At 43.2% G+C, this 23,167-nt stretch carries 26 protein-coding genes, 1 tRNA gene and 2 pseudogenes; 8 read left to right on the forward strand and 21 right to left on the reverse strand.

The genetic code is table 11. The features are described from left to right. Positions 1-468 precede the first annotated feature (468 nt). The 3 genes from ICN47_RS12320 to ICN47_RS12330 form a co-directional block, all read right to left on the reverse strand. Positions 469-651, reverse strand: coding sequence for a hypothetical protein (locus tag ICN47_RS12320; protein ID WP_088527564.1), 183 nt, complete (start codon positions 649-651; stop codon positions 469-471). 668 nt (positions 652-1,319) lie between these two features. Then, positions 1,320-1,664, reverse strand: coding sequence for a hypothetical protein (locus ICN47_RS12325; RefSeq protein WP_216220215.1), 345 nt, complete (start codon positions 1,662-1,664; stop codon positions 1,320-1,322). A 5-nt stretch (positions 1,665-1,669) separates the two neighbouring features. Next, entirely contained in the window at positions 1,670-1,855 is a 186-nt protein-coding gene (locus tag ICN47_RS12330) for a hypothetical protein (protein WP_072584037.1), read from the reverse strand. Positions 1,856-2,182: 327 nt separating this feature from the next. Between ICN47_RS12330 and ICN47_RS12335 the strand changes: the two genes are divergently transcribed. Further along, a complete protein-coding gene (locus tag ICN47_RS12335; RefSeq protein ID WP_216220216.1) occupies positions 2,183-2,398 on the forward strand; it encodes an Rrf2 family transcriptional regulator in 216 nt (71 codons plus the stop codon). 33 nt (positions 2,399-2,431) lie between these two features. Here the strand turns inward: ICN47_RS12335 and ICN47_RS12340 are convergent. Continuing rightward, positions 2,432-2,734, reverse strand: a pseudogene (locus ICN47_RS12340) (integrase core domain-containing protein); the annotation flags it as partial. An 81-nt stretch (positions 2,735-2,815) separates the two neighbouring features. Here ICN47_RS12340 and ICN47_RS12345 point away from each other — a divergent pair. Continuing rightward, a complete protein-coding gene (locus ICN47_RS12345) occupies positions 2,816-4,102 on the forward strand; it encodes an IS110 family transposase (RefSeq protein WP_216220217.1) in 1,287 nt (428 codons plus the stop codon). A gap of 159 nt (positions 4,103-4,261) precedes the next feature. Here ICN47_RS12345 and ICN47_RS12350 read toward each other — a convergent pair whose 3' ends face one another. The 5 genes from ICN47_RS12350 to ICN47_RS12370 form a co-directional block, all read right to left on the reverse strand. After that, positions 4,262-4,849 (reverse strand): DDE-type integrase/transposase/recombinase, encoded by a 588-nt coding sequence (locus ICN47_RS12350; RefSeq protein WP_216220218.1) that lies wholly within the window; start codon positions 4,847-4,849, stop codon positions 4,262-4,264. Between the two features lie 35 nt (positions 4,850-4,884). Continuing rightward, on the reverse strand, positions 4,885-5,166 hold the full coding sequence (locus tag ICN47_RS12355; protein WP_028819441.1) for a transposase: 282 nt from the start codon (positions 5,164-5,166) through the stop codon (positions 4,885-4,887). Between the two features lie 62 nt (positions 5,167-5,228). After that, positions 5,229-5,390: a hypothetical protein gene (locus tag ICN47_RS12360; protein ID WP_216220219.1), complete on the reverse strand. Its 162-nt coding sequence runs from the start codon at positions 5,388-5,390 to the stop codon at positions 5,229-5,231. A 22-nt stretch (positions 5,391-5,412) separates the two neighbouring features. Continuing rightward, positions 5,413-6,096 (reverse strand): GTP cyclohydrolase I, encoded by a 684-nt coding sequence (gene folE, locus ICN47_RS12365; RefSeq protein WP_072584048.1) that lies wholly within the window; start codon positions 6,094-6,096, stop codon positions 5,413-5,415. Positions 6,097-6,116: 20 nt separating this feature from the next. Further along, positions 6,117-6,590: a glutathione peroxidase gene (locus ICN47_RS12370; protein ID WP_216220220.1), complete on the reverse strand. Its 474-nt coding sequence runs from the start codon at positions 6,588-6,590 to the stop codon at positions 6,117-6,119. 553 nt (positions 6,591-7,143) lie between these two features. Here ICN47_RS12370 and ICN47_RS12375 point away from each other — a divergent pair. Then, on the forward strand, positions 7,144-7,767 hold the full coding sequence (locus ICN47_RS12375) for a tyrosine-type recombinase/integrase (RefSeq protein ID WP_216220221.1): 624 nt from the start codon (positions 7,144-7,146) through the stop codon (positions 7,765-7,767). Between the two features lie 119 nt (positions 7,768-7,886). On the opposite strand, the gene ICN47_RS12380 is transcribed toward ICN47_RS12375, so the two are convergent. Beyond that, positions 7,887-8,225, reverse strand: a complete 339-nt coding sequence (locus ICN47_RS12380; protein ID WP_216120637.1) for a hypothetical protein — start codon at positions 8,223-8,225, stop codon at positions 7,887-7,889. A 725-nt stretch (positions 8,226-8,950) separates the two neighbouring features. Next, positions 8,951-9,517: a phasin family protein gene (locus ICN47_RS12385; protein WP_216220222.1), complete on the reverse strand. Its 567-nt coding sequence runs from the start codon at positions 9,515-9,517 to the stop codon at positions 8,951-8,953. Between the two features lie 308 nt (positions 9,518-9,825). Between ICN47_RS12385 and katG the strand changes: the two genes are divergently transcribed. Continuing rightward, positions 9,826-11,976 (forward strand): catalase/peroxidase HPI, encoded by a 2,151-nt coding sequence (gene katG / locus ICN47_RS12390; RefSeq protein WP_216220223.1) that lies wholly within the window; start codon positions 9,826-9,828, stop codon positions 11,974-11,976. 938 nt (positions 11,977-12,914) lie between these two features. Here the strand turns inward: katG and ICN47_RS12395 are convergent. The 3 genes from ICN47_RS12395 to ICN47_RS12405 are packed head-to-tail and all read right to left on the reverse strand — an operon-like array spanning position 12,915 to position 16,824. Beyond that, positions 12,915-14,420: a fumarate hydratase gene (locus ICN47_RS12395; protein ID WP_216220224.1), complete on the reverse strand. Its 1,506-nt coding sequence runs from the start codon at positions 14,418-14,420 to the stop codon at positions 12,915-12,917. Positions 14,421-14,454: 34 nt separating this feature from the next. Beyond that, positions 14,455-15,426 carry a tripartite tricarboxylate transporter substrate-binding protein gene (locus tag ICN47_RS12400; protein WP_216220225.1) on the reverse strand — a complete coding sequence of 324 codons (972 nt, stop codon included), beginning with the start codon at positions 15,424-15,426 and terminating at the stop codon, positions 14,455-14,457. A gap of 21 nt (positions 15,427-15,447) precedes the next feature. Then, positions 15,448-16,824, reverse strand: a complete 1,377-nt coding sequence (locus ICN47_RS12405; RefSeq protein ID WP_216220226.1) for an adenylosuccinate lyase family protein — start codon at positions 16,822-16,824, stop codon at positions 15,448-15,450. A gap of 50 nt (positions 16,825-16,874) precedes the next feature. Here ICN47_RS12405 and ICN47_RS12410 point away from each other — a divergent pair, with 50 nt between their 5' ends. Beyond that, positions 16,875-17,636 (forward strand): GntR family transcriptional regulator, encoded by a 762-nt coding sequence (locus ICN47_RS12410; protein WP_216220227.1) that lies wholly within the window; start codon positions 16,875-16,877, stop codon positions 17,634-17,636. Positions 17,637-17,695: 59 nt separating this feature from the next. After that, positions 17,696-17,833, forward strand: a complete 138-nt coding sequence (locus ICN47_RS12415; protein ID WP_216220228.1) for a hypothetical protein — start codon at positions 17,696-17,698, stop codon at positions 17,831-17,833. Here the strand turns inward: ICN47_RS12415 and ICN47_RS12420 are convergent. Then, on the reverse strand, positions 17,830-18,705 hold the full coding sequence (locus ICN47_RS12420) for a DUF1376 domain-containing protein (protein ID WP_216220229.1): 876 nt from the start codon (positions 18,703-18,705) through the stop codon (positions 17,830-17,832). The two genes, ICN47_RS12415 and ICN47_RS12420, sit on opposite strands and share 4 nt — an antisense overlap. Positions 18,706-18,713: 8 nt before the next feature. Further along, positions 18,714-18,902 carry a hypothetical protein gene (locus tag ICN47_RS12425; protein WP_216120655.1) on the reverse strand — a complete coding sequence of 63 codons (189 nt, stop codon included), beginning with the start codon at positions 18,900-18,902 and terminating at the stop codon, positions 18,714-18,716. Between the two features lie 264 nt (positions 18,903-19,166). Here ICN47_RS12425 and ICN47_RS12430 point away from each other — a divergent pair, with 264 nt between their 5' ends. Continuing rightward, the gene (locus ICN47_RS12430) at positions 19,167-19,676 is read left to right on the forward strand and encodes a hypothetical protein (protein ID WP_216220230.1); all 510 of its coding nucleotides are present in this window, start codon (positions 19,167-19,169) and stop codon (positions 19,674-19,676) included. Further along, complete coding sequence (locus tag ICN47_RS12435; RefSeq protein ID WP_216220231.1) at positions 19,669-20,661, forward strand: tyrosine-type recombinase/integrase; 993 nt, start codon at positions 19,669-19,671, stop codon at positions 20,659-20,661. The genes ICN47_RS12430 and ICN47_RS12435 overlap by 8 nt, the downstream gene beginning before the upstream one ends. Before the next feature lie 73 nt (positions 20,662-20,734). Here ICN47_RS12435 and ICN47_RS12440 read toward each other — a convergent pair. From ICN47_RS12440 to ICN47_RS12460, 5 genes and pseudogenes are all read right to left on the reverse strand, one after another. Continuing rightward, a tRNA-Thr gene (locus ICN47_RS12440) sits at positions 20,735-20,810 on the reverse strand. A 17-nt stretch (positions 20,811-20,827) separates the two neighbouring features. Next, the gene (locus ICN47_RS12445; protein ID WP_216220232.1) at positions 20,828-21,235 is read right to left on the reverse strand and encodes a ClpXP protease specificity-enhancing factor; all 408 of its coding nucleotides are present in this window, start codon (positions 21,233-21,235) and stop codon (positions 20,828-20,830) included. A gap of 28 nt (positions 21,236-21,263) precedes the next feature. Beyond that, positions 21,264-21,875 carry a glutathione S-transferase N-terminal domain-containing protein gene (locus ICN47_RS12450; protein ID WP_028819209.1) on the reverse strand — a complete coding sequence of 204 codons (612 nt, stop codon included), beginning with the start codon at positions 21,873-21,875 and terminating at the stop codon, positions 21,264-21,266. 104 nt (positions 21,876-21,979) lie between these two features. After that, on the reverse strand, positions 21,980-22,753 hold the full coding sequence (locus ICN47_RS12455) for a cytochrome c1 (RefSeq protein WP_216220233.1): 774 nt from the start codon (positions 22,751-22,753) through the stop codon (positions 21,980-21,982). A gap of 41 nt (positions 22,754-22,794) precedes the next feature. After that, a pseudogene (locus ICN47_RS12460) lies at positions 22,795-23,167 on the reverse strand (cytochrome bc complex cytochrome b subunit); the annotation flags it as partial.

A 23,167-nucleotide genomic window follows, 5' to 3' on the forward strand; every position in this document is an offset into this window, starting at 1 on the left:
AGGCAAAATGCATTTCAGAGGAAAGCACAAAAGCGGTCACGCTGAATCTGAAACAGGCGGTCACGCTCATTATGAAATGACCGGTCATTTGCCTGAAATGGGTGGTCACGCTGGCCTGAAATACGCAACAATGTAAAAAATGTTTATGGAACTGAGGATGTGGCCAATCATTGGGAAGATATCCCTCTATAAACATTAAGGTCTGACTGATCTACCTCTAAATCATCATCTTCAACTACAGAGTGTCCTTCTAGTTCTTGAATGTATTTAAGAGCAGCATAGTAAGAGGGTATTGAGTCTGGTAATTATCTCTAGAGCTCGAAACTTATACCGAAAGACCAACAATTTTATAACTAGCTTACTTGTCATCCTCTTTATTAAGGCGCTTGAATTCCAGAACAGTTAATACAAGACCAACAATCAGCAGGCCAAAAACCAACATCGCCGGAATGAGAATTTGATCTGAGTTCATTTTTTAGCCCCCATCAATGCGCATAATTTAAAGTAAATTCCGAAAGTGAAGATTGCCGGAATCCAAATTGCTGTGAAGATGGCCTGTTGAGCATCCTTTTGAACAAACCATAGATACGCCGATATTACAAATGAAATCATCACTGCCAAAATAATAAAAAAATCAGATCGTTTAAACATTTAATTCTCCTATAGTTTTTAGAGCTATTTTTTGCTGAAATCTTGAATACCATAACTAACTGCACTAAGCAGACACCCGGCAATCGCAAGCGAACCTACAATTCTGATGCCTGATGACAAACCGTAAGCGAGAAGATCTAGATTAAAAAATCCTGCCAACCCTAATGCAAGAGTGAGGCAACCAAAAATGGTGAAGGAGTTGCCAATCCAAATAACACTAGCCAACAGGTTATGACTCGTTTTTCTCATTTATTGATTTGCTTTTTATTTTGTGCTCTGGAACATTTTAGGTCAGATGAGATTAATATGTTTTCGAAGCACTCTTTTGCTTTCATGCTTAATGCCAATAGGTGTAATGACCTTAAACTAGCGCTTAATCAAAAGGAGATGCAGATGGGGATAATTACGCTTAAATACGACTGCATTATGGTTTTGTATTGGTATACCCTTATTAGCCGTTTTAACGCAGCCAATAAGGCGAACCCTCGCCAGTTCTCTAGAAGTTCTGGCAGTAATTAGCTCCACCTCTGGGATAGGTTCAATTATGGTTATGCAGGATAAAGCAGTAGTCCTATCAAGAGGCGCACTTTAATGGGACAACTCGCGTAGCTTTTCTTGCGCTGGTCAAGCGTCGATTAAAGCGACGCTTACTAAGTCAGTATTAAGGATTACGTATTCATTTTGGGGTCAACCATAACGCAAGCCTTCATTCCCTTTAACTCCATGGCCTTGAGCCACTCAGGTTTTATTTTTGGATTCATTATTAATTCATTCACTTGTCGATTAGAGGCATTTTTAGCGACGAATTCAGCTTGACATCCACAGTAAGCCGTGAAGTCTTCTTCAGTAAGGGTCTTACCCTTAAGATCTTTATGCTCAGCCACTTGTTCACTTATGCAATTTTTTTGATAATCCTTAGAAATTGCCTGAGCAAAAGATGGGTTGGCTACTACTAACAAAAAAGCTAACGATAAAGCGGTTCGAAATATTGGCATTGTGCGTTTCCTTTTCATGCAATTTATATGGTGGAAATTCTTCCATAAACATCAAGGTCGGACTCATCAACCTCCAAAAAGTCATCTTCGATCACAGAAGCTCCTTCTAAGTTTTCGATATATTCCCGGATAGCGTAGTAAGGAGGCATCTGTGCTTCATTGTCATCCTGGGGATCCCAGACTTTGTAACGAAAAACGGTTAATTTCATGTGATTTTTGGTTAAACGTAACTTATGAGCCTAAAAGATGATTCATATGGCGCCTCAAGTAAGCCTTGCGAGCCTCGACTAAAACTATGACCAAATTACTCAGAAACTGTTTGAACTGTCTCATTTAAAGCTCCTTTGGTTAAAAATACTAGGGTTACTACTTAATTAGTATGCGCTTTAAGTGCCTAGATTGCAGGGCAGCAAAAACCCCTCTATTAGTAGTTTTATACGTAATAACCCTAATAGGTTCAGAATTAAATTGTCTCCCGACCCGTATTTAAGGTCCTTAAGTCATTTCTACCGTGTCGTTAATAAAAGGAAAGTGTCATGCTGAAGTACATCAATAGGTCGCTTGAGCAAACTATCAATACCTTAATTGATATCACCGCCTATTCACGCTTTGGCGTTCCGGTTAGAGCAATTGACATCGCTAAACGTCAGCACCTTTCTCTAAGTCGTATGGAAATAGTGCTCTCCGCGCTTAAGTCTGCTTATTTAATACAAGCCGCCAAAGGACCAAGGGGTGAACTGTTGTCAATTTAGGTCCACGACCAAAGAGAGTTTTTTTATAGTAAATCATTGCAGCATCATAGGTTGATTCTGTAATAGTTGGGGTACTTGGGTTTGGGGTGCTGGTGGCCTGTAACCTAAAGCGCTATGCGGCCTGACATGGTTGTAGTGCTTGACCCACTCCCCCACGATGATCTGGGCTTCTTTTAAGCTATAAAAGATCTCCCCATTAAGAAGCTCATCTCTAAGGGTTCCATTGAAGCTTTCACAAAAGCCATTCTCCCAAGGGCTGCCCGGTTCAATGTAGGCTGTCTTTACTCCTACACCAGATAACCAACTACGCAGCTCTTTAGCAATAAACTCTGGCCCATAGTACATGCAGAATGGTAGTCAGCCGCAGCAATTTAAGCCATGCTGGTGATTGCGAGATCATCAATAAGGAGTATTGCTATGGCTGACCACTTAAACAATAAACCCTTTGGGGCGTGGATTGCAATCGATATTGCCAAGGACTTTAATGCCGTGTTAAGCGAGACCAAGGCGGGTAAAAGGCAGCATTTTCGGATGGCTAATTCTGCTGCCGATCATGATCGTTTTATTGCTTTTCTAAAGAGCTTACCGCCGCCTTGCATTATTGGGTTTGAGGCAACCGGCAATTACCACCGCGCATTAGGGCATCGCTTGGTAGCGGCGGGGTTTGAAGTCTGTTTTATTTCCTCGGTAGCGAGCGCCCGGTACAGAGAGGTGATGTTCAACTCCTGGGATAAAAATGACCCCAAGGATGCTGCAGTGCTTTTAGAGCTGCTTAAGCAAGGGATTATTCAACGTTATGTTGACCCATTAATTGCAGGGCATCATGATCTCCAAGAGTTATCTAAAACCTACTATCAAGTGACCTTGAGTCGCACGCGCCTGCAGCATTCCATCCTCACTCATTACCTGCCTTTGTATTTTCCGGAGATGGGTAAATGGTGGAACAGTACTCGCGCAGACTGGTGGATTAATTATCTTTTGCACTTCCCCATCCCTAGCGCAGTAACGAAGCACTCTCAAGAAGCGTTTTGCCAGATTGCCAGCCCTGTCATTGGCCGCAAGGTTAATAAAGCGGCTAAGCTTATTGAGCTCTATGAGACCGCCTTGCATAGCATTGGACTACCTGTTGAGGCAGATTCCTTGGCTTGCAAAACCTTTCAAATACAACTGAGACGCTATCAAGAGATCAATGCTTGTCGCAAGCAATTAGAAGAGACAGCTCAAGCAGTATTGGCCGATAACCCGGATTCTGCCATCTTGCAAAGTGTGCCGGGGATTGGCCCGATTAATGCCCTAACGATTCTGGCGGAAGGCGGGGATCTACGTCGCTTTAGCCATCATCGTCAGTTCTTGAAGTATTGCGGGTTTGATCTAGCCAAAAATCAATCAGGCAACTACCGTGGTCAAGAACAAATCTCTAAACGAGGTAATGCGCGTTTACGTTTGGCGTTATGGATGGCAGTGAACACTGCTATCGCTCAACCAGAAAATAGTTTTCAGCAAAAATATAGCCGCTATATTAAAGGCGCACCGCAGGATAAGGATTTACAACGTAAAGCAAGGACTGCGGTGGCAGCGAAGATGGCGCGTGTAGTGTATGGATTAGTGAAGTCAAAACAGATGTATCAAGGTTACTATGAAAAAGCTTTACCCAGTGGATCGATCCCTCTCTGTAGGGCCGTAGAGGCCGCAAGGACCTCGTAGATAATGTTTGGACCTTCCACTGGGACCTCAGATTGTTTTAAGTAGGGTAAAGACCAAAACGTGAAGTGGCGGATCTTGTGTTCATTATGGTTAATCGGGACTCCTGATTTATTTGTGGAAGTGACCGTTTGGGTATAGACAAGTAGTAAGTTTGATTTTTTAACTGCAAATTGCAGTTACGGTATGGCTTTGCCTATCGCTGGAAAAAGTTCTTGCATTTAGTACGTTATCACTGCGGATGTACTCTGGAATACCGTTGTCAATCATGGCGTTAGCCAGTTGCTCAATCACTTGGATCGAGCCAATTCTTCTGGCGCAGTGGATCATTAAACACTTTCTACTGAACTCATCAATCATGGTGAGCATCCGGATCTTGCCACCATAAGCGTCCCTGATAAAGACAAAGTCATAACTCCAAACATGATTGGTATGAGTAGCTCGCAACCTCATACAGCTACCATCGTTAAACCAGACTCTGCCTCTAGGAGGTTGCTTTTGTGGGATCTTTAGGCCTTCTTGCCGCCAGATGCGAGCGACCTTGGCGGTAGTCGCTTGTCCCCAACCAGCGTTACGCATCATGCCCGCAATAAATCTATAACCGTAACGGCCATAGGTGCTGGCCATGCGGATGACTTCGGCTCTCAGCGGCTCTTCGTCATCTCTAGGCAATGGCATATAGCGATACGCTGCTCTAGATAGCCCCACTAAACTGCAGGCAGTCCGCTCAGAGATAGAATGCTGGTCCATGAGCAGCTGCGCTGCATTTTTACGCCTAGTAGGGCTTAGAAGTTTCCCTTAATGACTTCCTTAAGCATGACTTCTCGTAGCGATAAGTCCGCTACGAGCTTCTTGAGTCGGGTATTTTCCAGTTCTAGATCTTTGTACTTACGAGCTTGATCGACCTTCATGCCGCCATAAATCTTGCGCCAACGATAGTAGCTTTGCTCTACCGTCCCCACTTCTTTACAGGCCTGGGCTAGGGTTTTGCCGTTCGTTGTCAGGACATCGATTTGACGCAATAAGGTGACGATTTGCTCGGGTTTAAGACGTTGGCCTTTTGCCATATTTAGCACTCCTTTAAGGTGAAGATTATCAAAAATCCTCTCTTCTGGAGTGGTACTAAAAATCAGGTCAGTTCAAAATCTTCTGAGATCAAGATGAGCTTTGGATTAATCCAAAGCGTTAGATTAAGTAAATGCTGATCAGGAATAGCATCCCCTGGAGCATACGTACCAATTTGAGTATTTAGTCGGAGATCTTTTAATTCTATGCAGGCCGTTGATGACATTTGGTGCTCTCGGGTAATTTCATTAATTGGGTTTAATCAATGATAAAAATTCTCGACGCAAATTGGGGTCCTTTAAGAAGGAGCCACGCATCACGCTATTGATCATCTTCGAGTCTGGGTCCTTAACGCCACGCCACTGCATACAGAAATGATCCGCATCCATCACGATCGCAACACCCGTCGGCTTGACCTTCTTCTCAATCATATCGGCCAGCTCAACTACCGCTTCCTCCTGAATTTGAGGTCGACACATTACCCATTCGGTAAGTCGTGAATATTTTGATAGCCCAATAAGAGCTGAGTTTTTATTGGGTAAAATGCCAATCCAAACTCTACCCATAATGGGGCAAAGGTGATGAGAGCAGGCGCTTCTTACGGTAATTGGGCCAATTATCATCAACTCATTTAAGTGGCTGACATTAGGAAACTTGGTTAGCGCTGGCTGCTCAACGTAACGACCATTAAATACTTCCTTTACAAACATCTTGGCAACCCGCCTACTTGTATTTTGAGTGTTATGGTCACTCTTAGTGTCGATAACAAGACTTTCTAAAACGGATTGCATTTTTTCTGCAACCTCGTCGATAAGCCCATCTAGCTCACCAGGTTTAATGAAATCAGCAATATTGTCATTTGCGTGAAATCTAGCTTTCTTTACTTTAATCCTTTTGCGAATTATTTCTGATAGTGGGGTGCCATCGTTCATAAATTATTTCTTATCATGCTTTAGAGGAGTTTTTGAATGTCAGTACGCATGCTCTTCGGTGTAGTGGCCGATGCAAACCTATTTACAGGGATGCCGTCCCTACCAATAAGAAACTTAGTAAAGTTCCACTTAATTACTTCTGTTCCCAGTATCCCGGGAGTTGCAGCTTTGAGATAGTTAAAAAGAGGGTGAGCGTTAGACCCGTTCACATCAACTTTCTTAAAAATAGGAAAGCTGACGCCATAGTTTGTTTTACAAAACTGTCCGATCTGTTCAGAGCTTCCTGGCTCCTGACCGCCAAATTGATTGCAGGGAAAGGCTAGGATTTCAAAATCATTCCCACGAAACTCTTCATATAGAGATTGAAGTTCTTGATATTGGGAGGTGAATCCACATTTGCTTGCCACATTGACTGCAACCAGCAGTTTGCCAGCATAGTCCATAATGTTTTCTTCGCGACCGTCAAGGCGCTTTAAAGGGATGTCGGGAAGCATCGTTTATTTGTTTGCTCAGATATAAATTTTCTCTAATTTATCTGAAAATGACGACCCTTGCAGGGCGGTTAATTAATAGGGCTTTTTTACACTGGTTTAGCTACTCAAAAGTTATGCAAACAGCTGTGTAGTTTCGTAGTGCTGAGGCTAGGAGATTTATTGTGCCTGATGCTAAATCGAGTGTCTGCTATCAATATAAGAAGAGGGAGAAACCAGTTAAGCACCCCACACTTGCTTCGATATACGCGAATATTATGATGGCAAAGAAATCTTTGTAATTGGTAGGGTATTTAGAGATGAGTATGGCCGCTACTTTGCTGGATCCTAGATTAGATGGCCGCATATTAGTCTGCACTGGCCTTTTAATGAGGAAGGTTATAGGATTTTAGTTAAGACGCGCTACGGCGGGGTTTTCTTTGTGTGTCAGCTTTAGGTCGGAATCTGCCAGCGGGGTTCAACTAAATCAACTGACTCCTTTCGGGATTTTTACGGTCCTTGCTGACGTTTTCAATTCAGCGCAAAGTGGTATTCCCTTTCACACAAGGAGAATGTCATGGAACAGCTTATTGCAAATGCGCATAAAGAACCCTGGAACAAAGGCAAACTGACAGGGCAGAAAGCACCGCTTAAGTTAAAAGATATTTGGGCCATTCGAGTCCGACTTCAACTAAATGGCAACAAGCGGGATTTAGCTTTATTTAATTTGGCCATCGACAGCAAGTTAAGAGCTTGTGACTTAGTTAAGCTAAAAGTGCGGGATATTTCTACTGGAGACCATGTTTCATCTAGAACAACTATTTTGCAGCAAAAGACCCATCGTCCAGTCCAATTTGAAATTACTGAGTTAACAAGGACAGCAGTTGAGCAATGGATTCATTCTGATGGGTTGCACCTGGAAGATTATTTATTCTCCAGCCGAATTAAAGAGTCCCCTCACCTATCTACCAGGCAATATGCCAGGATTGTTCATAACTGGGTTAGCTCGATTGGTTTGGAGTCTGCAAATTATGGAATTCATACGATGCGGCGCACCAAGGTTTCTTTGATTTATCGCAGAACCAAAAATCTTCGAGCCATTCAGCTACTCCTCGGGCATACAAAGTTAGAGAGTACAGTTCGTTACCTAGGCATTGAAGTGGATGATGCTTTGGAGATGGCCGAACAGACTGAGGTTTGATTTTTGGCGGGCTGTGTTGGGTTGATCATCACAGCCCACTTTTCAAAATATTGAAAATTATAATTCGGGGCCACTTAAATTTTTTTTGTGATTACTATGATCTAAGTTTATAAACACGGTTAAGCTCGGATTTCTAAAAGCTCCTGAGAGATCTTCATTCCTAGATCAATAATTTCTTTAGTTTTATCTGAGGAAGGGTTTGATTCAGCATCTAGGTTTCTGTAGGCAACCATGTAATACAAACTACCAAGCACGGTATCAGTAATGAGCTTAAGTTGTTTATCTACCCTCACAGACTCGCTATCAAAATGCTCAACCATAGAATCTTGCTTACCCAGTCCCGAAATAACAAATTCACGAATTAGGGCGCTAGGAGCAATTCCTCGCACTTTAGATAGCTCGCTTAATTCTTTGGTAATCCAGTCGTCCATTCGAATACTCATATTTGTTTTCGCCATTACTTGCTCCTTAAAGTTGATAAATGTGTTGCCTACCAATCAATATGTAAGGCTGCGCAATATGTGCGATTTGAGAGATAAAACATACATTTTTCAGTTTTTACGTAATACGAAGTAATACATACTAGGCCATTGATTTAATTGAAGAATAAATAGTCGTATTACGAATGTATTACGAAATTGAGTAAAACTTTATCGGACGTACTACGCTGTATTACGACAGGAGAAGTGTTTAGCTGTTGAGGTTGACGCTTTACGGGAGATTTCCAAGGCGGCGAAGACGACGTGCGTAATGTCTGTCTATAAAACTAATAGTCAAACATTCCTAACAAATTGAAATAACTTTATAAAAAGTTAACTCCTACAAAAAATATCTTAATTCATATGCTATTGAATTTGGGGTGACAAGTGTCTTGGTATTAATCTAAAAAAATTCCAGTAAGAAATCTTTGGGTCCAAAATTTATACATCTGATGGACTTAATGCTGGCGAAGAGATTGATTAGCATTTTAGAAAAAAGTTATTACCACCTTCCCTGGCCTGACGGATACGATATTAAATGCGGAGCTAAAGAATCTTGTGTCACAACTTGAAATGACTGCTATTGATTTCTTAACGGTCATTCAGATGTTTCAAATCGGTAGGCAAATATCGACCCATTGCTGTCGTTCACCCAAAAGCAAAAAACCACCCGAAGGTGGCCATCTCATTCATCAATATTGAGATTAAGAAGCGGCAATTGCTTTGCGAGCTTTAGTGGCTGTCTGAACAACATGTTCATTCGAATTTAATGCGCTATCCGCACTCTTCTCTAAATTAGCATAAGCAGTATGTACAGATGAGCGAACTTGATCAAAGCCTTGGAGCGCAGCCTCAAATACAGCCTTAAAAGAGGCTGTAAATGCCTCAGAGCCCGTGGGAGCTTTAGCAGAAGCTTCGTCCACCAAGTCATTTAATCGCTCTTTAGCATGCTCAATTGCAGAATCAGTCATTTCAACTAACTCATGATGGCTTTTACGCAATACTGAATTCACTTTAGCTTGATATGCAACAACACCAGCGGATGCCTCTTGAAGAGCATGAGCACTAAACATGGTCATAATTTCTTTGGGGTCTTTTAGCTTGAGAATTTCTGCTGATTTTTCTTGAACCATTGCAAGCATTTCTTTAGTTGCATCATAGTGAATTTGAGCCAAACTTTGATTATTCTCAAAAGCGAGTTGACTTAAAGCATGAACTGATTCCATTGATTTATGATGGGCTTGAACTAATTTTTCATTTGCTTGATACATAAGACCCTCCTAAGGGGTAGTAAAACCAATCGTTTGTCACGAGAGCTTATATTGGATTGATATTAAGTCAATAGCAATACAGTCAACTAGTGTGACCACCAGAAGACTTACAGCCCATAGGTAGCCAAACAAAGTAATCTGGGTAGGTGGATCATGGCCGATTAGAGGCGGATCATGAATATCCTTATTCTATTTATGGCTAGTGAATAGATAAGTCAGCCCAATACATACAAACAATTGCTTTATCAGTTAGTCTGAACTGGTCAAGGTTGAAAAACCACAAATGATTTACCTACAAGGAGATCTAAATGACATCACAAGGAATGTGCCCAGTTGCTCACGGCGCCAATACCGAATCAAGTAACACCCCTATGGTATGGTGGCCAAAATCACTGAATCTCGATATTCTTCATCAGCAAGATGCAAAGACAAACCCAATGGGTCCGTCATTCAACTATCGAGATGAATTAAAAAAGCTCGATGTAAGTGCACTCAAGCAGGATACGAAAGATCTGCTACTCAATAACCAAGATTGGTGGCCAGCAGACTGGGGTCACTATGGTGGTCTGATGATTCGCATGGCCTGGCACTCTGCAGGTAGCTATCGCATTGCCGATGGTCGCGGTGGCGCTGGCACAGGCAATCAACGCTTTGCCCCAATCAATTCGTGGCCCGATAACACCAACTTAGATAAAGCCCGTCGCCTCTTATGGCCCATTAAAAAGAAGTATGGCAACAAAATTAGCTGGGCTGATCTGATGATCTTGGCTGGCACTATTGCCTATGAATCCATGGGACTCAAGACATTTGGCTTTTCATTTGGTCGTGAAGATATTTGGCACCCAGAAAAAGATATTTATTGGGGCTCTGAAAAAGAGTGGCTCCAAAAAAGTGGTGGTGAAGGAAGTCGCTACTCTGGAGAACGTGATTTAGCCAATCCTCTTGCCGCCGTCATGATGGGCTTGATCTATGTAAATCCAGAAGGCGTAGATGGCAATCCTGATCCATTAAAAACGGCTCATGACATTCGAGTAACGTTTGCTCGCATGGCCATGAACGACGAAGAGACTGTTGCCCTAACTGCAGGCGGCCATACCGTTGGCAAAGCGCACGGCAACGGCAATGCGGCTAATATTGGGCCAGCGCCAGAAGGGGCTCCGATTGATGAGCAGGGTCTTGGCTGGATGAATCATAAGACTCGTGGCATTGGCAGGGATACAGTCACCAGCGGCATTGAAGGCGCCTGGACAACTCATCCAACCCAGTGGGATAACGGTTACTTCCATTTGTTATTGAATTACGAATGGAAGCTGACTAAGAGTCCGGCGGGTGCCTGGCAATATGAACCTATCAACATTAAAGAAGAAGATAAGCCTGTCGATGTTGAAGATGCCTCTATTCGCTGCATGCCAATGATGACCGATGCAGACATGGCAATGAAGGAGGATCCTGAATATCGCAAAATCTCAGAGAAGTTCCACAAGGATCAAGCTTATTTCTCCGAAACGTTTGCTAGGGCTTGGTTTAAGTTAACCCATCGCGACATGGGACCTAAAGCGAGATACTTCGGCCCAGATGTACCTCAGGAAGATTTAATCTGGCAAGACCCTGTGCCAGTAGGCCCAAAAGACTATGGCATTGAGGCCGTGAAAACCAAGATCAAAGCCAGCGGTCTATCTATCAGCGATCTAGTAACCACCGCTTGGGATAGCGCTCGCACTTATCGCGGCTCAGATAAACGCGGCGGCGCAAATGGTGCACGCATTCGTTTGGCACCTCAAAAAAACTGGGCCGGAAACGAGCCTGAGCGTTTGGCAAAAGTACTGTCGGTCTATGAAAAAATTGCCACAGAATCCGACATCAGCATTGCTGACACCATCGTACTGGGTGGCAATATCGGCATTGAACAGGCCGCCAAAGCTGGAGGATTTGACGTCAAGTTACCATTTACTCCTGGCCGTGGTGATGCTACCCAGGAAATGACAGATGTAGAGTCATTTGAAGTTCTTGAACCACTCGCAGACGGCTATCGCAATTGGTTAAAAGAAAACTATGTTGTGATGCCAGAAGAAATGCTTTTAGACCGTACGCAGTTAATGGGACTCACCGCCCAAGAGATGACTGCGCTGGTAGGAGGCATGCGTGTAATTGGCACAAACTATGGCGGAACGAAACACGGGGTATTCACAGGAAGAGAAGGTGTATTAAGCAATGACTTTTTTGTCAACCTAACTGATATGAATTACCAGTGGAAACCTACCAGCAGAAATAGCTACGACATTGTTGAGCGCAATACAGGCGACAAGAAATGGACTGCTACTCGAGTCGATCTGGTGTTTGGCTCTAACTCTATCCTGCGCGCCTACGTAGAAGTCTATGCGCAAGATGACAACAAGGAGAAGTTTGTGAATGACTTTGTTGCTGCTTGGACTAAGGTTATGAACGCAGACCTGTTTTAGTTTATACGGCAATAACTTTGCATTAATAAGGGAGGCTTTGCCTCCCTTATTTTTGTTTTAAAAAGATCCAAATTGCTTAAGAGTTAGTACTCTGTCCGAATTTGACCGTTCTCTGACGGTCAAACACCTAAAAATACTCTATTTTGAGTGTCCGCAGATCATCTAATAACAGCCACTTAAACCCCATTACTTCTACTTAAATTTATGACAGATTAACGGCGGTAAATAGAATCTCTTTAGAAGAGTTGTTCCCAATTTGGGAATTTTTTTCAGCCTCATAAAACACGGCAGTAGACAGCAGAGCTATATTCCATATAGATTAATCGATGAGGCACAAACCCGCGACAACCAGATGAACATCCTATATGGAACATCAAAAAGACAGATGGGCCTGCGGTAGTTTTTGGGGATCTTAAAACCAGTAACCCATATAGAACGGGGCTTTGCGGGGATATACTCTCACCAATTTCAGGGATCAAGAATCAGTGATTTAGGGGGAAGAAACGACAAGAAATTCCCAAATTTCACACTAAAAGCTGTTGATTTTGACAGTAACGGACAGGAAGTCCTTATGCTATATGGGGCGAACGACGGGGCTCGAACCCGCGACAACCAGAATCACAATCTGGGTATGCAAGTCATATTCTATATGGCTCTGCGGGCTTTTTTGGGAATTAATTTGAAGATTAGGCCCCTTATAGAGCAAGGGTCCTACGTCGGCCGTTCCCAAAAAATAAGCAGCTATTGAGAACTTCTATCCTGCAATAAGGTGGCTGGTTTACAACTGTCACTAGAGTCTGTTTGACTATATTACTCGGAAGGTAGCTATAGGGTGTAGAGCGGTCACTCGCCCTACTTAACCGCCGCTGGCAGAGTCCGACCCGTAGCGGACTTATAGCGCTTAGATTGTTAAATTTAATTTACTGAATAGTTGAGAGTTATTTCAATGGCTCTAAAGCAAATGCCTTATGAATCGTTTTTCCCGATGGATCAACCGCCACTATCACCGGAAAGTCTTTAAGCTCAAACTCATGGATTGCCTCCATCCCCAGATCCTCAAATGCAATGACCTCTGAATGTGTAATTGCTTTTGAAAGCATATAAGCAGCGCCACCAACGGCTGCCAAATAGATAGATTGATGTTGCTTGATAGCTGCTATCGCATCTGGTCCACGCTCTGCCTTACCAATCATCCCAAGCAAACCAGTTTGAGAAAGAAGAATTTCTACAAATTTATCCATACGCGTTGCTGTCGTTGGGCCAGCCGGACCGACTGCCTCTCCCTTGATTGCATCTACTGGCCCCACGTAATATATAAACCGTCCTTTAAGGGATACCGGCAAGTCTTTGCCTTGTCCCAATAAATCAACCAGGCGCTTATGAGCAGCATCCCTAGCGGTTAATATTTTTCCAGACAGCAATAATGTCTGCCCCACTTTCCACTCTTGAATATCTTTTTTATCTAGAGCGTCTACATTTACCTTGGTAGCCGCCTCCAAATGAAACTCATCTGGGATTCCATCCCATGTGCTTATGGGGGGTCGTTCAAATTTTGTAGGCCCAAGTCCATCTAAGTTAAAGCGTACATATCGAGTGGCGGCACAGTTAGGAACGATTGCAACTGGAATCGTTGCCGCATGGCATGGCAAGGCAGAAACCTTTACATCTAAAACTGTAGCAAGACCGCCAAGACCCTGGGCACCAATCTGCAATCCATTAATACGATCAAAAAGCTCTAAGCGTAATTGCTCTTCTGCATTCTGTGCGCCTTTGGCGCGTAAGAGATCAATATCAATTGGCGTAAATAGCGATTGCTTAGCAAGTAAAGTGGCCTGCTCAGGACTAGCGCCAATACCAACACCTAGAACTCCGGGCGGACACCATCCAGCACCCATGCCTGGTAATTGATCGATTACCCAATCAGCAACGCTATCGCTGGGATTTAATGTTGCAAATCTAGCCTTAACATCCCCACCGCCACCTTTGGCAACAACCAATATCTCCAAAAGATTGCCTTCGGTCATTTCGCAAAATAACTGGCCAGGAGTGTTGTCTTTTGTATTTGATCTTGCGCCCAATGGATCGGCAATTGTCGTAGCCCGCAAGGGGTTTTCTGGATTTGTATAAGCATTCCTCGTGGCCTCATTGATTAAAGCCTGCAAAGACTGCAGTGATTTTCCATCACGGCGATAAAACTGAACCTCGACGCCAAGCTTTATAAATATCTGGGCAGTTCCAGTATCTTGACATATTGGTCGATGCCCTAAAACACTCATTCGACTATTTACGAGCAACTGCAGCATTGCAGACTTGGCAGCAGGATTTACCTCTAACTCATGAGCCCTCCTTAGGGCCTTTACATAATCAATCGGATGCGTGTAGCTAATAAACTGAAGCGCATCCTCAATGCTAGTAACTAAGTCTTCTTGGGCAATCTTTCTCATAACTAAAGAATAGCCCTTAAATACATATCCCGCATTAATCCATTGCGATATTAGATTTAGCCGCTACCGCTTTCCAGCGCGCAACTTCAGCCTCAGTATGCTTAGCCAATGAAGAACCTAGATATTGCTGCTCTGGAAGCAATTGAATTGCTTGGGCCTGCAATTTATCGGTATACGCTTTATCTTTCATAGCCTTTAGGAATGCGTTTTGCATTTTCTCAACCGCAATTTTTGGAGTTCCTTTAGGGGCATAGATACCATACCAAGTACTCGCTTCAAAGCCAGGCAGAATAGTTTCATTAAGGGTTGGCACATCTTTAAGTTGTGGCAAACGTGTTTTAGACGTCACTGCTAATGCGCGAACACGTTTTTCTGTAATTTGCGGAAAGGCTGTATTAGTTTGATCGTACATTCCGTCAATCTGACCGCCCACCACATCAATTAGTGCTGGACCCGCCCCTTTGTATGGAACATGCTTAACATCTGCTCCGGCGGCATTAGCAACCAAGGCCGCTATTAAGTGTGAGCTTGAGCCCAAACCTGCATTACCCATAAACACTTGATCTGGGTTTTTCTTCGCGTAGTCGTATAGCTCTTTGACATTCTTTGCTGGGTGATCATTGCGAACCATTAATACTAACGGAGTGTCAGGAAATCTAAATACCGCTTCAAAATCAGCCACTGGGTCGTAGTTCAACTTTTTATACAAAGCTGGTGCAGCACCCATATAACCCATATGCCCAACCAAAAATGTATAGCCATCTGGATTGGCCCTAGCTACTTTGGTAGCTCCAATCGTTCCGCCGGCGCCTGGCGAGTTATCGATAATGATCGATTGACCTATCTGTCGGCTAGTTACATCAGCAATACTTCTTGCCAAAGCGTCTGTGGGTCCACCGGCAGCAAAGGGCACAACCCAGGTAATTGGTCTATTTGGGTAATTAGATTGGGCTATTACAAAAGTTGAAATCAATACAAGAGTGAGCGCTGAAATTTTTTTAAACATGGTGATCTCTTTTTAATCTAATTAAAACTGCAATGAACGGGAGTGGGCAACGGCTTTATCCACCATTTGCGGAGCCATGCCAAGGTAATTGATCGGATTGGTTAGTTCCTCAATCCTCTCTTTGGTGAAGTTTTTGGTGACCTCTGGAATCTTCTGAAGGGCCTCAGATAAAGTGCCGCCCTTTTCATTCACCTCACGGCAAGCATCGTAGACCACATCATGAGCCTCTTGACGACCGATGAATGGCGCCATACCCATCATCACCGCTTCGGCAACAATGAGACCCTTTGTGAGGTTGAGATTCTCAAGCATCTTTTTCTCATCTACGATCAAACCAGAAAGCATGAACTTTGCTTGATGCAAAGCTCCCGCAGTTAATACAAAACTTTCCGGTATAGCCATCCATTCCGCATGCCATGGGCCAGTTGCTCTTTCAAAGTCTTGGATCATCGCATCTAGCATCAAGCCTGAATGTTGACGAACGCCCTTTGAGGCAGCCAACATGAGCTCGCTACTAATTGGATTGCGTTTTTGTGGCATGGTGCTACTAGCACCGCGGCCTTTAACAAATGGCTCGTAAACCTCTGCAAATTCAGTGGAAGCCATCAACATGATGTCGTAAGCAATCTTGCCAAGAGAACCGGTCACCAATGCTAGGAAATTAATGGTTTCAGCCAATCCATCTCGAGCTACATGCCATGTAGTGATTGGCACACCCAAATTGAGCTCTTTCATCAATGCTTCTTGAACAATCAAGCCTTTTTCGCCTAGTGAAGCAATAGTACCTGCAGCGCCAGCAAACTCACCTACGAATACACGCGGCTCTAGCTGCTGTAGACGCTCTGCATGACGATCCATCATAGCCAACCAAATTGCAGATTTATAGCCAAAGGTTACCGGCAAGGCTTGTTGTAAATGAGTGCGCCCTGCCATTGGTGTATTGCGATACTTTTCTGACATTGATGCCAGGATTTTGCGCAATTCATTGACATCGTTTTTAACAATCTTAAGACCAGAACGCACTTGCATCACTACAGCGGTATCCATGATGTCTTGGGTCGTTGCACCCCAATGAACGAACTTACCTGCTTCACCACACATCTTAACTAATTGATGTACCAAAGGAAGGATTGGATATCCAACGATATCGGTTTCATTTCTAAGTAAATCAAAATCAATTAAATCGATTGTGGATTTTTTGCTGATCTCGTCTGCCGCCTCTTTTGGAATAACTCCACACTTTGCCTCCGCCACCGCTAATGCAATTTCAATGTCGATGTAACGCTGAATTAATGCTTTGTCTGAAAAAATTTCCCGCATGGCTGCAGTACCAAACGCATCCCTAAAAAGGATGGAATCAATGACTGTGCTTGCTGAAAAACTATTACTAACGCTCATATGCAACCTTTTAATCTTTTTATTATGTACGGACATAATAATTGTGTATCATGTCCGTACATAATGTCAAGAAATTTATGAGAACCCCTCTATACCTAAAGCTGGCAAAGGATTTAAAGGCCGAGATCACCTCTGGGAAGATTCCTGTTGGGGGACATTTGCCTACAGAGCTGGAGTTAGCAGAAGCCCATTCTGCTAGCCGCTATACCGTCAGGGCAGCTATCGCTGAATTACAGGCCATGGGGCTTGTATCTAGAAAGAAGAAGTCGGGAACTAGGGTTGAATCAGCTACCACTACGAGTGCCTATAAACAAACCGTTGGCTCCATTGAAGATCTCACCGCATTTGGAGCAACTCATGCTCGTAAGATCCAGGCTAGCGAAAAGATTATCTGCACCAAGAAATTAGCGGAAGAACTCGGATGTAGCATTGGCAAAGAATGGCTCAAGTTAACAAGCTTGCGCTATAACAACGCGGGACACGAGTTACCAATGGGCATCACAGAAATTTACATCGACAGTAAATTTAACGATGTAGAGAAAATCGCCCAAAAGAACCCAGACCAATTGATCAGCAACATCATTGAAGAGCGTTATGGGAAGGCTATCTCGGAAATTAAACAAGAGATCATTCCGATTCTTCTATCCAAGTATCAAGCAAAAAAACTCAACGCAATAGAAGGCGAGCCTGCTCTAAAGATTATTCGTAGTTATATGGATACAGCAAATGAGGTATTTGAGATAACTGTAACAACACATCTAGCGGATCGCTACGCGTTTGTAACCAAACTGAGACGAGATACCGCAAATTAAAGAGGCGTCTCTTAATGGCCGGACTGAGACAGTCGAAACCCTAAAATTCTCCCTTTTGAATGACTGCAATAGGCCAAGAAGCCGCCTCTAGATTATTGAAGCACCCCCACTACCTTCAACTCAAACGTCTGGCAAAACAGCAAGTAACTCAAGAGTGTCTGGACTTTATTGATGGGCCGGATGATTTGAAGTCTTAATGAATTCTTATTTCCCTTTTATTTTTTTCTCGACGATCTTCTATAAGCACCCTCATTTCCCGATGTGAACGACAGGATGATTTGCTCGGATCTGCACCGAGCTCGATACGGTATGCGTGCTCTATTTGCTCATCAGTGCCAAGTGGTAGCGTTTTATTAGTTCCCCATTCCAAGAGATACTTTTGATCTGGGCCAAAAAATCCGCCAGGAGAGAGTATGTACTTATCCTCCGTCCGCAATATCTGAACAAAATTCGCATAACGTTTGGCGCCAGCTAGCATCTGCTCTGGACTATTTCCAGCGCTAATAGCTTGATTCCACGCTAGCTTCATAGAGTCTGCTGTAACGCCCTGCCGCCTTGGCAATACCTTTTCCACATCTAAAAACAATGTTTCGGTTATTTCTGTTTGTTTATTGTTATTGGTTATTGGTTGATGGTTAGTGGTTATTAGTTCTTGGTTAGTGGTTAAGGTTATGCCTGGGTTACCGGTGGGTTCAGATTGATAACCTGCTGGGTTATTCTGGGTTTGATGCACTTCAGACGGTTTAGGTGTTCTTGGCCGACCTCCTTTTTTTCCATTTTCTCTACTCGTATCGGCTTTATCCTGGTATTCGCGTATTAACTCGACTGAAGATGGATGGGGCCAATCGCCATTTTCATTTCTAATAAAAAATTCCTCCAAGATTGCTGTGGCTAGCTCTGCCACGTCCGTTAAGCGTAATTTTCTAAAGACTTGGGTCGTATTGGCTGGAATTGGGCCCTCATTACTAATAAAGTAATTTATCAACCTCAGGCAAATACCCTCTTCATCAACCCTTAAATGCCCTGTTGCAAGACCCCAATCACCAATATTCAGTTTGTAATAGTGCACATATTTCCTTATTTGGGTCCGCCCGCAACGTCCAACCTCAACAGAATCAAATTAATGAAGCGCCTTTTGCCAACCTTGTAGACAGGTAGCTGACGCCGATCTAATTGACCTCGTACAACACCTATAGGCAAACCTACAAGTTCAGCATACTTTTCAGCAGTAACAATAAATAAGTTCTCTATGTCGTTATTTTTCATATATAGAAAAATACTGTATATAAACACATTAGTCAACTAATTTCTAATTAATTATTATTTTCTATAATAGAAATATTATGAGATAATTGAATCTCATCAAATTTAAGAAAAATTATGGCAATCGAAGAACGGTTATTTAAGGCGCTGAGAGAAGAAATTAAATCTAAGTCGACCATCTTCTTTTTGGAGCTCGAGCAAACTAGCGGTATTAAAGCTAGCTCTTGGAAACACGTCTACTACGGCCATCAAAGAGCAACATCTGAAATGATTGAATTTACCTGTAGGTTTATTCCAAGCTATGCATTTTGGATCGCTACTGGCGCAACACCCGATGAGACGATGGAGCACCTGAGCCCGACTGAGGAATTTCGAAAGGAAGATGCCCTGGAGGAGATAGTATGCAAAGAGCCTGTTGACTGGACTAATGCAGAAGTTGAAATTGTTGCCCGCAGCTTATTTGGCGGCCAAAATATAAATCCAGCTCTTTTTCGATTAATGTCAGATGGAATGAATGCCCGCGAAAGCAAAAAATTACTAAACCTAAAAGGGCTTGTACTGAGTAATATCCTGAAAAAAGAGCCGGAACTCTGGTCAACCTCTGAAATTAACTATCTTTTATTTAAAAGATATTTTGATCCCAAGGATGAAAGTTCTTATGAAGATTTCATAAAGGCGAACCTGGGTCCCAATGATGATCTGAATTTAGATTTAATTGCCCGCCAAGAAGAAAAAATTGCTTTTGTAGTTGAAGGTGCTGCCTTCATGAATGATTAAGAAGACTGAAGGTGGATGGCAAGTAGATATTCAGCCTGATGGCCGTGGTGGGAAGCGCTTTAGGAAGATTTTTACCAATTTAGCCGAAGCTAAGAACTGGGAAGCATTCACACGAAATTCGGTAATTAAAAATAAGGGTTGGACACCAGAAAAAAGGGACATTAGAAAACTTTCAGAGATTGTCAAAATTTGGTACGACGCTCACGGCAAAATTTTAAGTAACGCAAAAGACACGTATGCCAGACTAACGAATATGGTCGCGGCATTAAAAGATCCCATAGCGGATCAATTGATACCCCAAATGTTTACCAAGTACCGAAGTGAGCGAATTGAGGGAGGACTTAGCCTAAACTCATTCAACCGTGAACATTCTTACTTGCGCGCTGTATTTAATGAACTCATTCGCCTCAACTTATGGAAGAAAGCTAATCCAGTAGGCGCAATCAGGCAATTCAAAATTGCCGATAAGGAACTTGGATATCTCGAGGCCAATGAACTAAGGAAATTACTTTCGGAGCTTCAGTCTGCTGAAAGAAATAGTGATGTGTATTTAATCGGGAAAATCTGCCTCTCCACCGGCTCCAGATGGTCTGAAGGAGAAAATCTACGTCCCTCAAATATTAAGAAGGGAGTCATCGAATTTATTAACACTAAGAATAAAAAAATGAGAGCCATTCCCATCTCAAGTGAATTGCAAGAAGAGATTCAAAGCCATGAAGTCAAAGAGAATGGTCGATATTTTGGATCTTCAATGGGGGCATTTAAATCCGGGATTGAAAGAGCTGGGATCGTTTTGCCAGATGGCCAATTAACTCACGTCTTGCGTCACACCTTCGCCAGCAGCTTCATGCAGGGCGGCGGAAATATCTTAACTTTACAAAAAATACTTGGCCATCAAAGTCTTCAAATGACCATGCGCTATGCCCATCTTGCGCCAACGCACCTTGAGGCCGTGAAATTACTGAACCCATTGGTTAACTTATAAGTTTGCGTTGACACTTTGTCGACAAACAATAAAAAAGGCTCACTAGCAATTAAGCAGTGAGCCTTATGTTTATTGGTGCCCCTTGTCCGACTCGAACAGACCACCTACTGATTACAAATCAGTTGCTCTACCAGATGAGCTAAAGGGGCAATGACAATATTTTAGCCTATTTCACAATCTTCAAGGACGGTCTGGTGGTTGCCGGCTTTTCAGGCGCCTTATCACCAGAGTCTGCAATGTGTAAATCCCGAGCCTGCGCAGCATCAAAGGGAAATGACATCCCCTGACCATTTTCCCGGGCATAGATCGCCAGCACATGACTGACAGGTACCATGATCTTCCTAGGAATACCGCCAAATCGCGCCTGAAAGCTAATCCAGTCGTTTTCTAGCTGTAGCTGATGACAAGCCTCTAGCGAGAGGTTTAAAACGATCTCATCGTTCTTAACAAACTCCATAGGGACTTCAACCCTAGCATCCACAAACACCGCAATGAAGGGTGTAAAACCGAAATCCGTGCACCACTGATGTAGGGCACGGATTAGGTAAGGTTTATTGCTTGGAACGTCAGACATGCTGAACTGATTGGACCGCATGAGTTGCTTAGCGGCGCATTACCTTCTCTGAAGGTGTTAACGCTTCGATATAAGCAGGTCTGCTGAAAATACGCTCTGCATACTTCAAAAGAGCAGCGGCATTACGTGAGAGATCAATGCCGTAGTGCTCAAGACGCCATAACAATGGCGCAATTGCTACGTCTAACATTGAGAACTCATCGCCCAACATGTACTTATTCTTAACAAAGATAGGCGCTAGCTGAGTTAAGCGATCACGAATAGCTAAACGCGCTTTTTCATGAGTCTTTTCTGCTGCTTTGCCTTTTTCATTTTCCAATGCTGCAACATGCACAAATAATTCTTTCTCGAAATTAAAGAGGAAGAGGCGTGCGCGTGCGCGTGCAACCGGATCAGGCGGCATTAATTGTGGATGAGGAAAACGCTCATCAATATATTCATTGATGATGTTTGATTCATACAAAATAAGATCGCGCTCAACCAAGATTGGCACTTGGCCATAAGGGTTCATAACCGAGATGTCTTCAGGCTTGTTAAACAAGTCAACATCACGAATTTCAAAATCCATGCCTTTTTCGAAAAGCACCAAACGGCAGCGTTGCGAGAATGGGCAGTTAGTACCCGAGTACAACACCATCATAAATTTATTTCCTTAAATTTCTACTTCAATACAACAAACGCACAACAAACAGCGGCTTAATATCTTTCACTAAAGGGCGTCAATCCTGAAGCCCAGACTACAAATTAGTGAATGTCTTTCCAATAGGCTTTATTCAAACGCCATGCTAAGAGTGTGAAGATTGCCAAGAACAAGAGCACTACAACACCAAGGCGTTTACGCTCCAGCTGAACTGGCTCAGCCATCCAAGACATGAAGGCAACTAAGTCAGCAATGTTGTCGTCATACTCTTGTGGCTTCATAGTGCCAGGAGTTAACTGCTCAAACCCAACAAAGACTTCTTCAGTTCTGCTTGGGTCATGCGGATCTTTGCGCTCTTCAAACTTCGCAGCACGCTCACCCTGTAACTGCCAGAGAACGTGTGGCATACCGACTTTAGGGTAAACCAAATTATTCCAACCAGTTTGTGTCGTGTCATCTTTATAAAAAGTACGGAAGTAGGTATAAAGCCAATCCGCTCCACGAGCACGCGCCTCTACTGATAAGTCAGGTGGAGTCTTACCAAACCAAGCTTTAGCTTCTTTTGGTGTCATCGAGATAGTCATCAAATCGCCCACTTTGGCATCAGTCAAAATGAGGTTGTCTTTGATTTGCTGATCAGTCAAGCCAATATCACGCAAACGGTTGTAACGCATACTCGCAGCTGCATGGCAGTTCAAACAGTAGTTTACAAAGATCTTTGCGCCGTTTTGCAAAGAAGCATTTTTGCTGACTCGATCTGGGGCTTTATCCAAAGGAAAGCCGCCTTCATTGGCGTTGGCGTTTACACCAAAACCAAGAGCAGCAACCAGAACTGTTGCTTGGCAGACACCCATCAAAGTTTGCAGAATTCGTTTCATACTAGTTCCTAATTTCTCTATACCAATATCTCAGGCGTGAATTAATGGGACTTAAAAGTAACGCGAGTTGGAACAGGCTTAAATTTACCAAGCTTGCTCCAGAACGGCATTGCCAGAAAGAAGCCCAGGTAGTAAATAGTGCATACCTGAGAAATCTTTTCAAATACTGGTGAAGGTGGCTGAATACCTAAGTAACCCAAGACCACAAAAGTCACCACAAATATTCCATAGATATATTTATGGAATTGCGGGCGATAGCGAATCGATTTCACTGGTGAGTTATCCAACCAAGGCAAGAAGAACATGATCACAACAGAGCCACCCATGATCACAACACCCCAGAACTTGGCATCGAATAAAAAGAAGCCGCCAGCCAATGCCAGCGCGATTGCCACGCAGACAGCCTTAACCTTA

The organism is Polynucleobacter sp. AP-Latsch-80-C2, assembly GCF_018882185.1.
Lineage (GTDB): Bacteria > Pseudomonadota > Gammaproteobacteria > Burkholderiales > Burkholderiaceae > Polynucleobacter.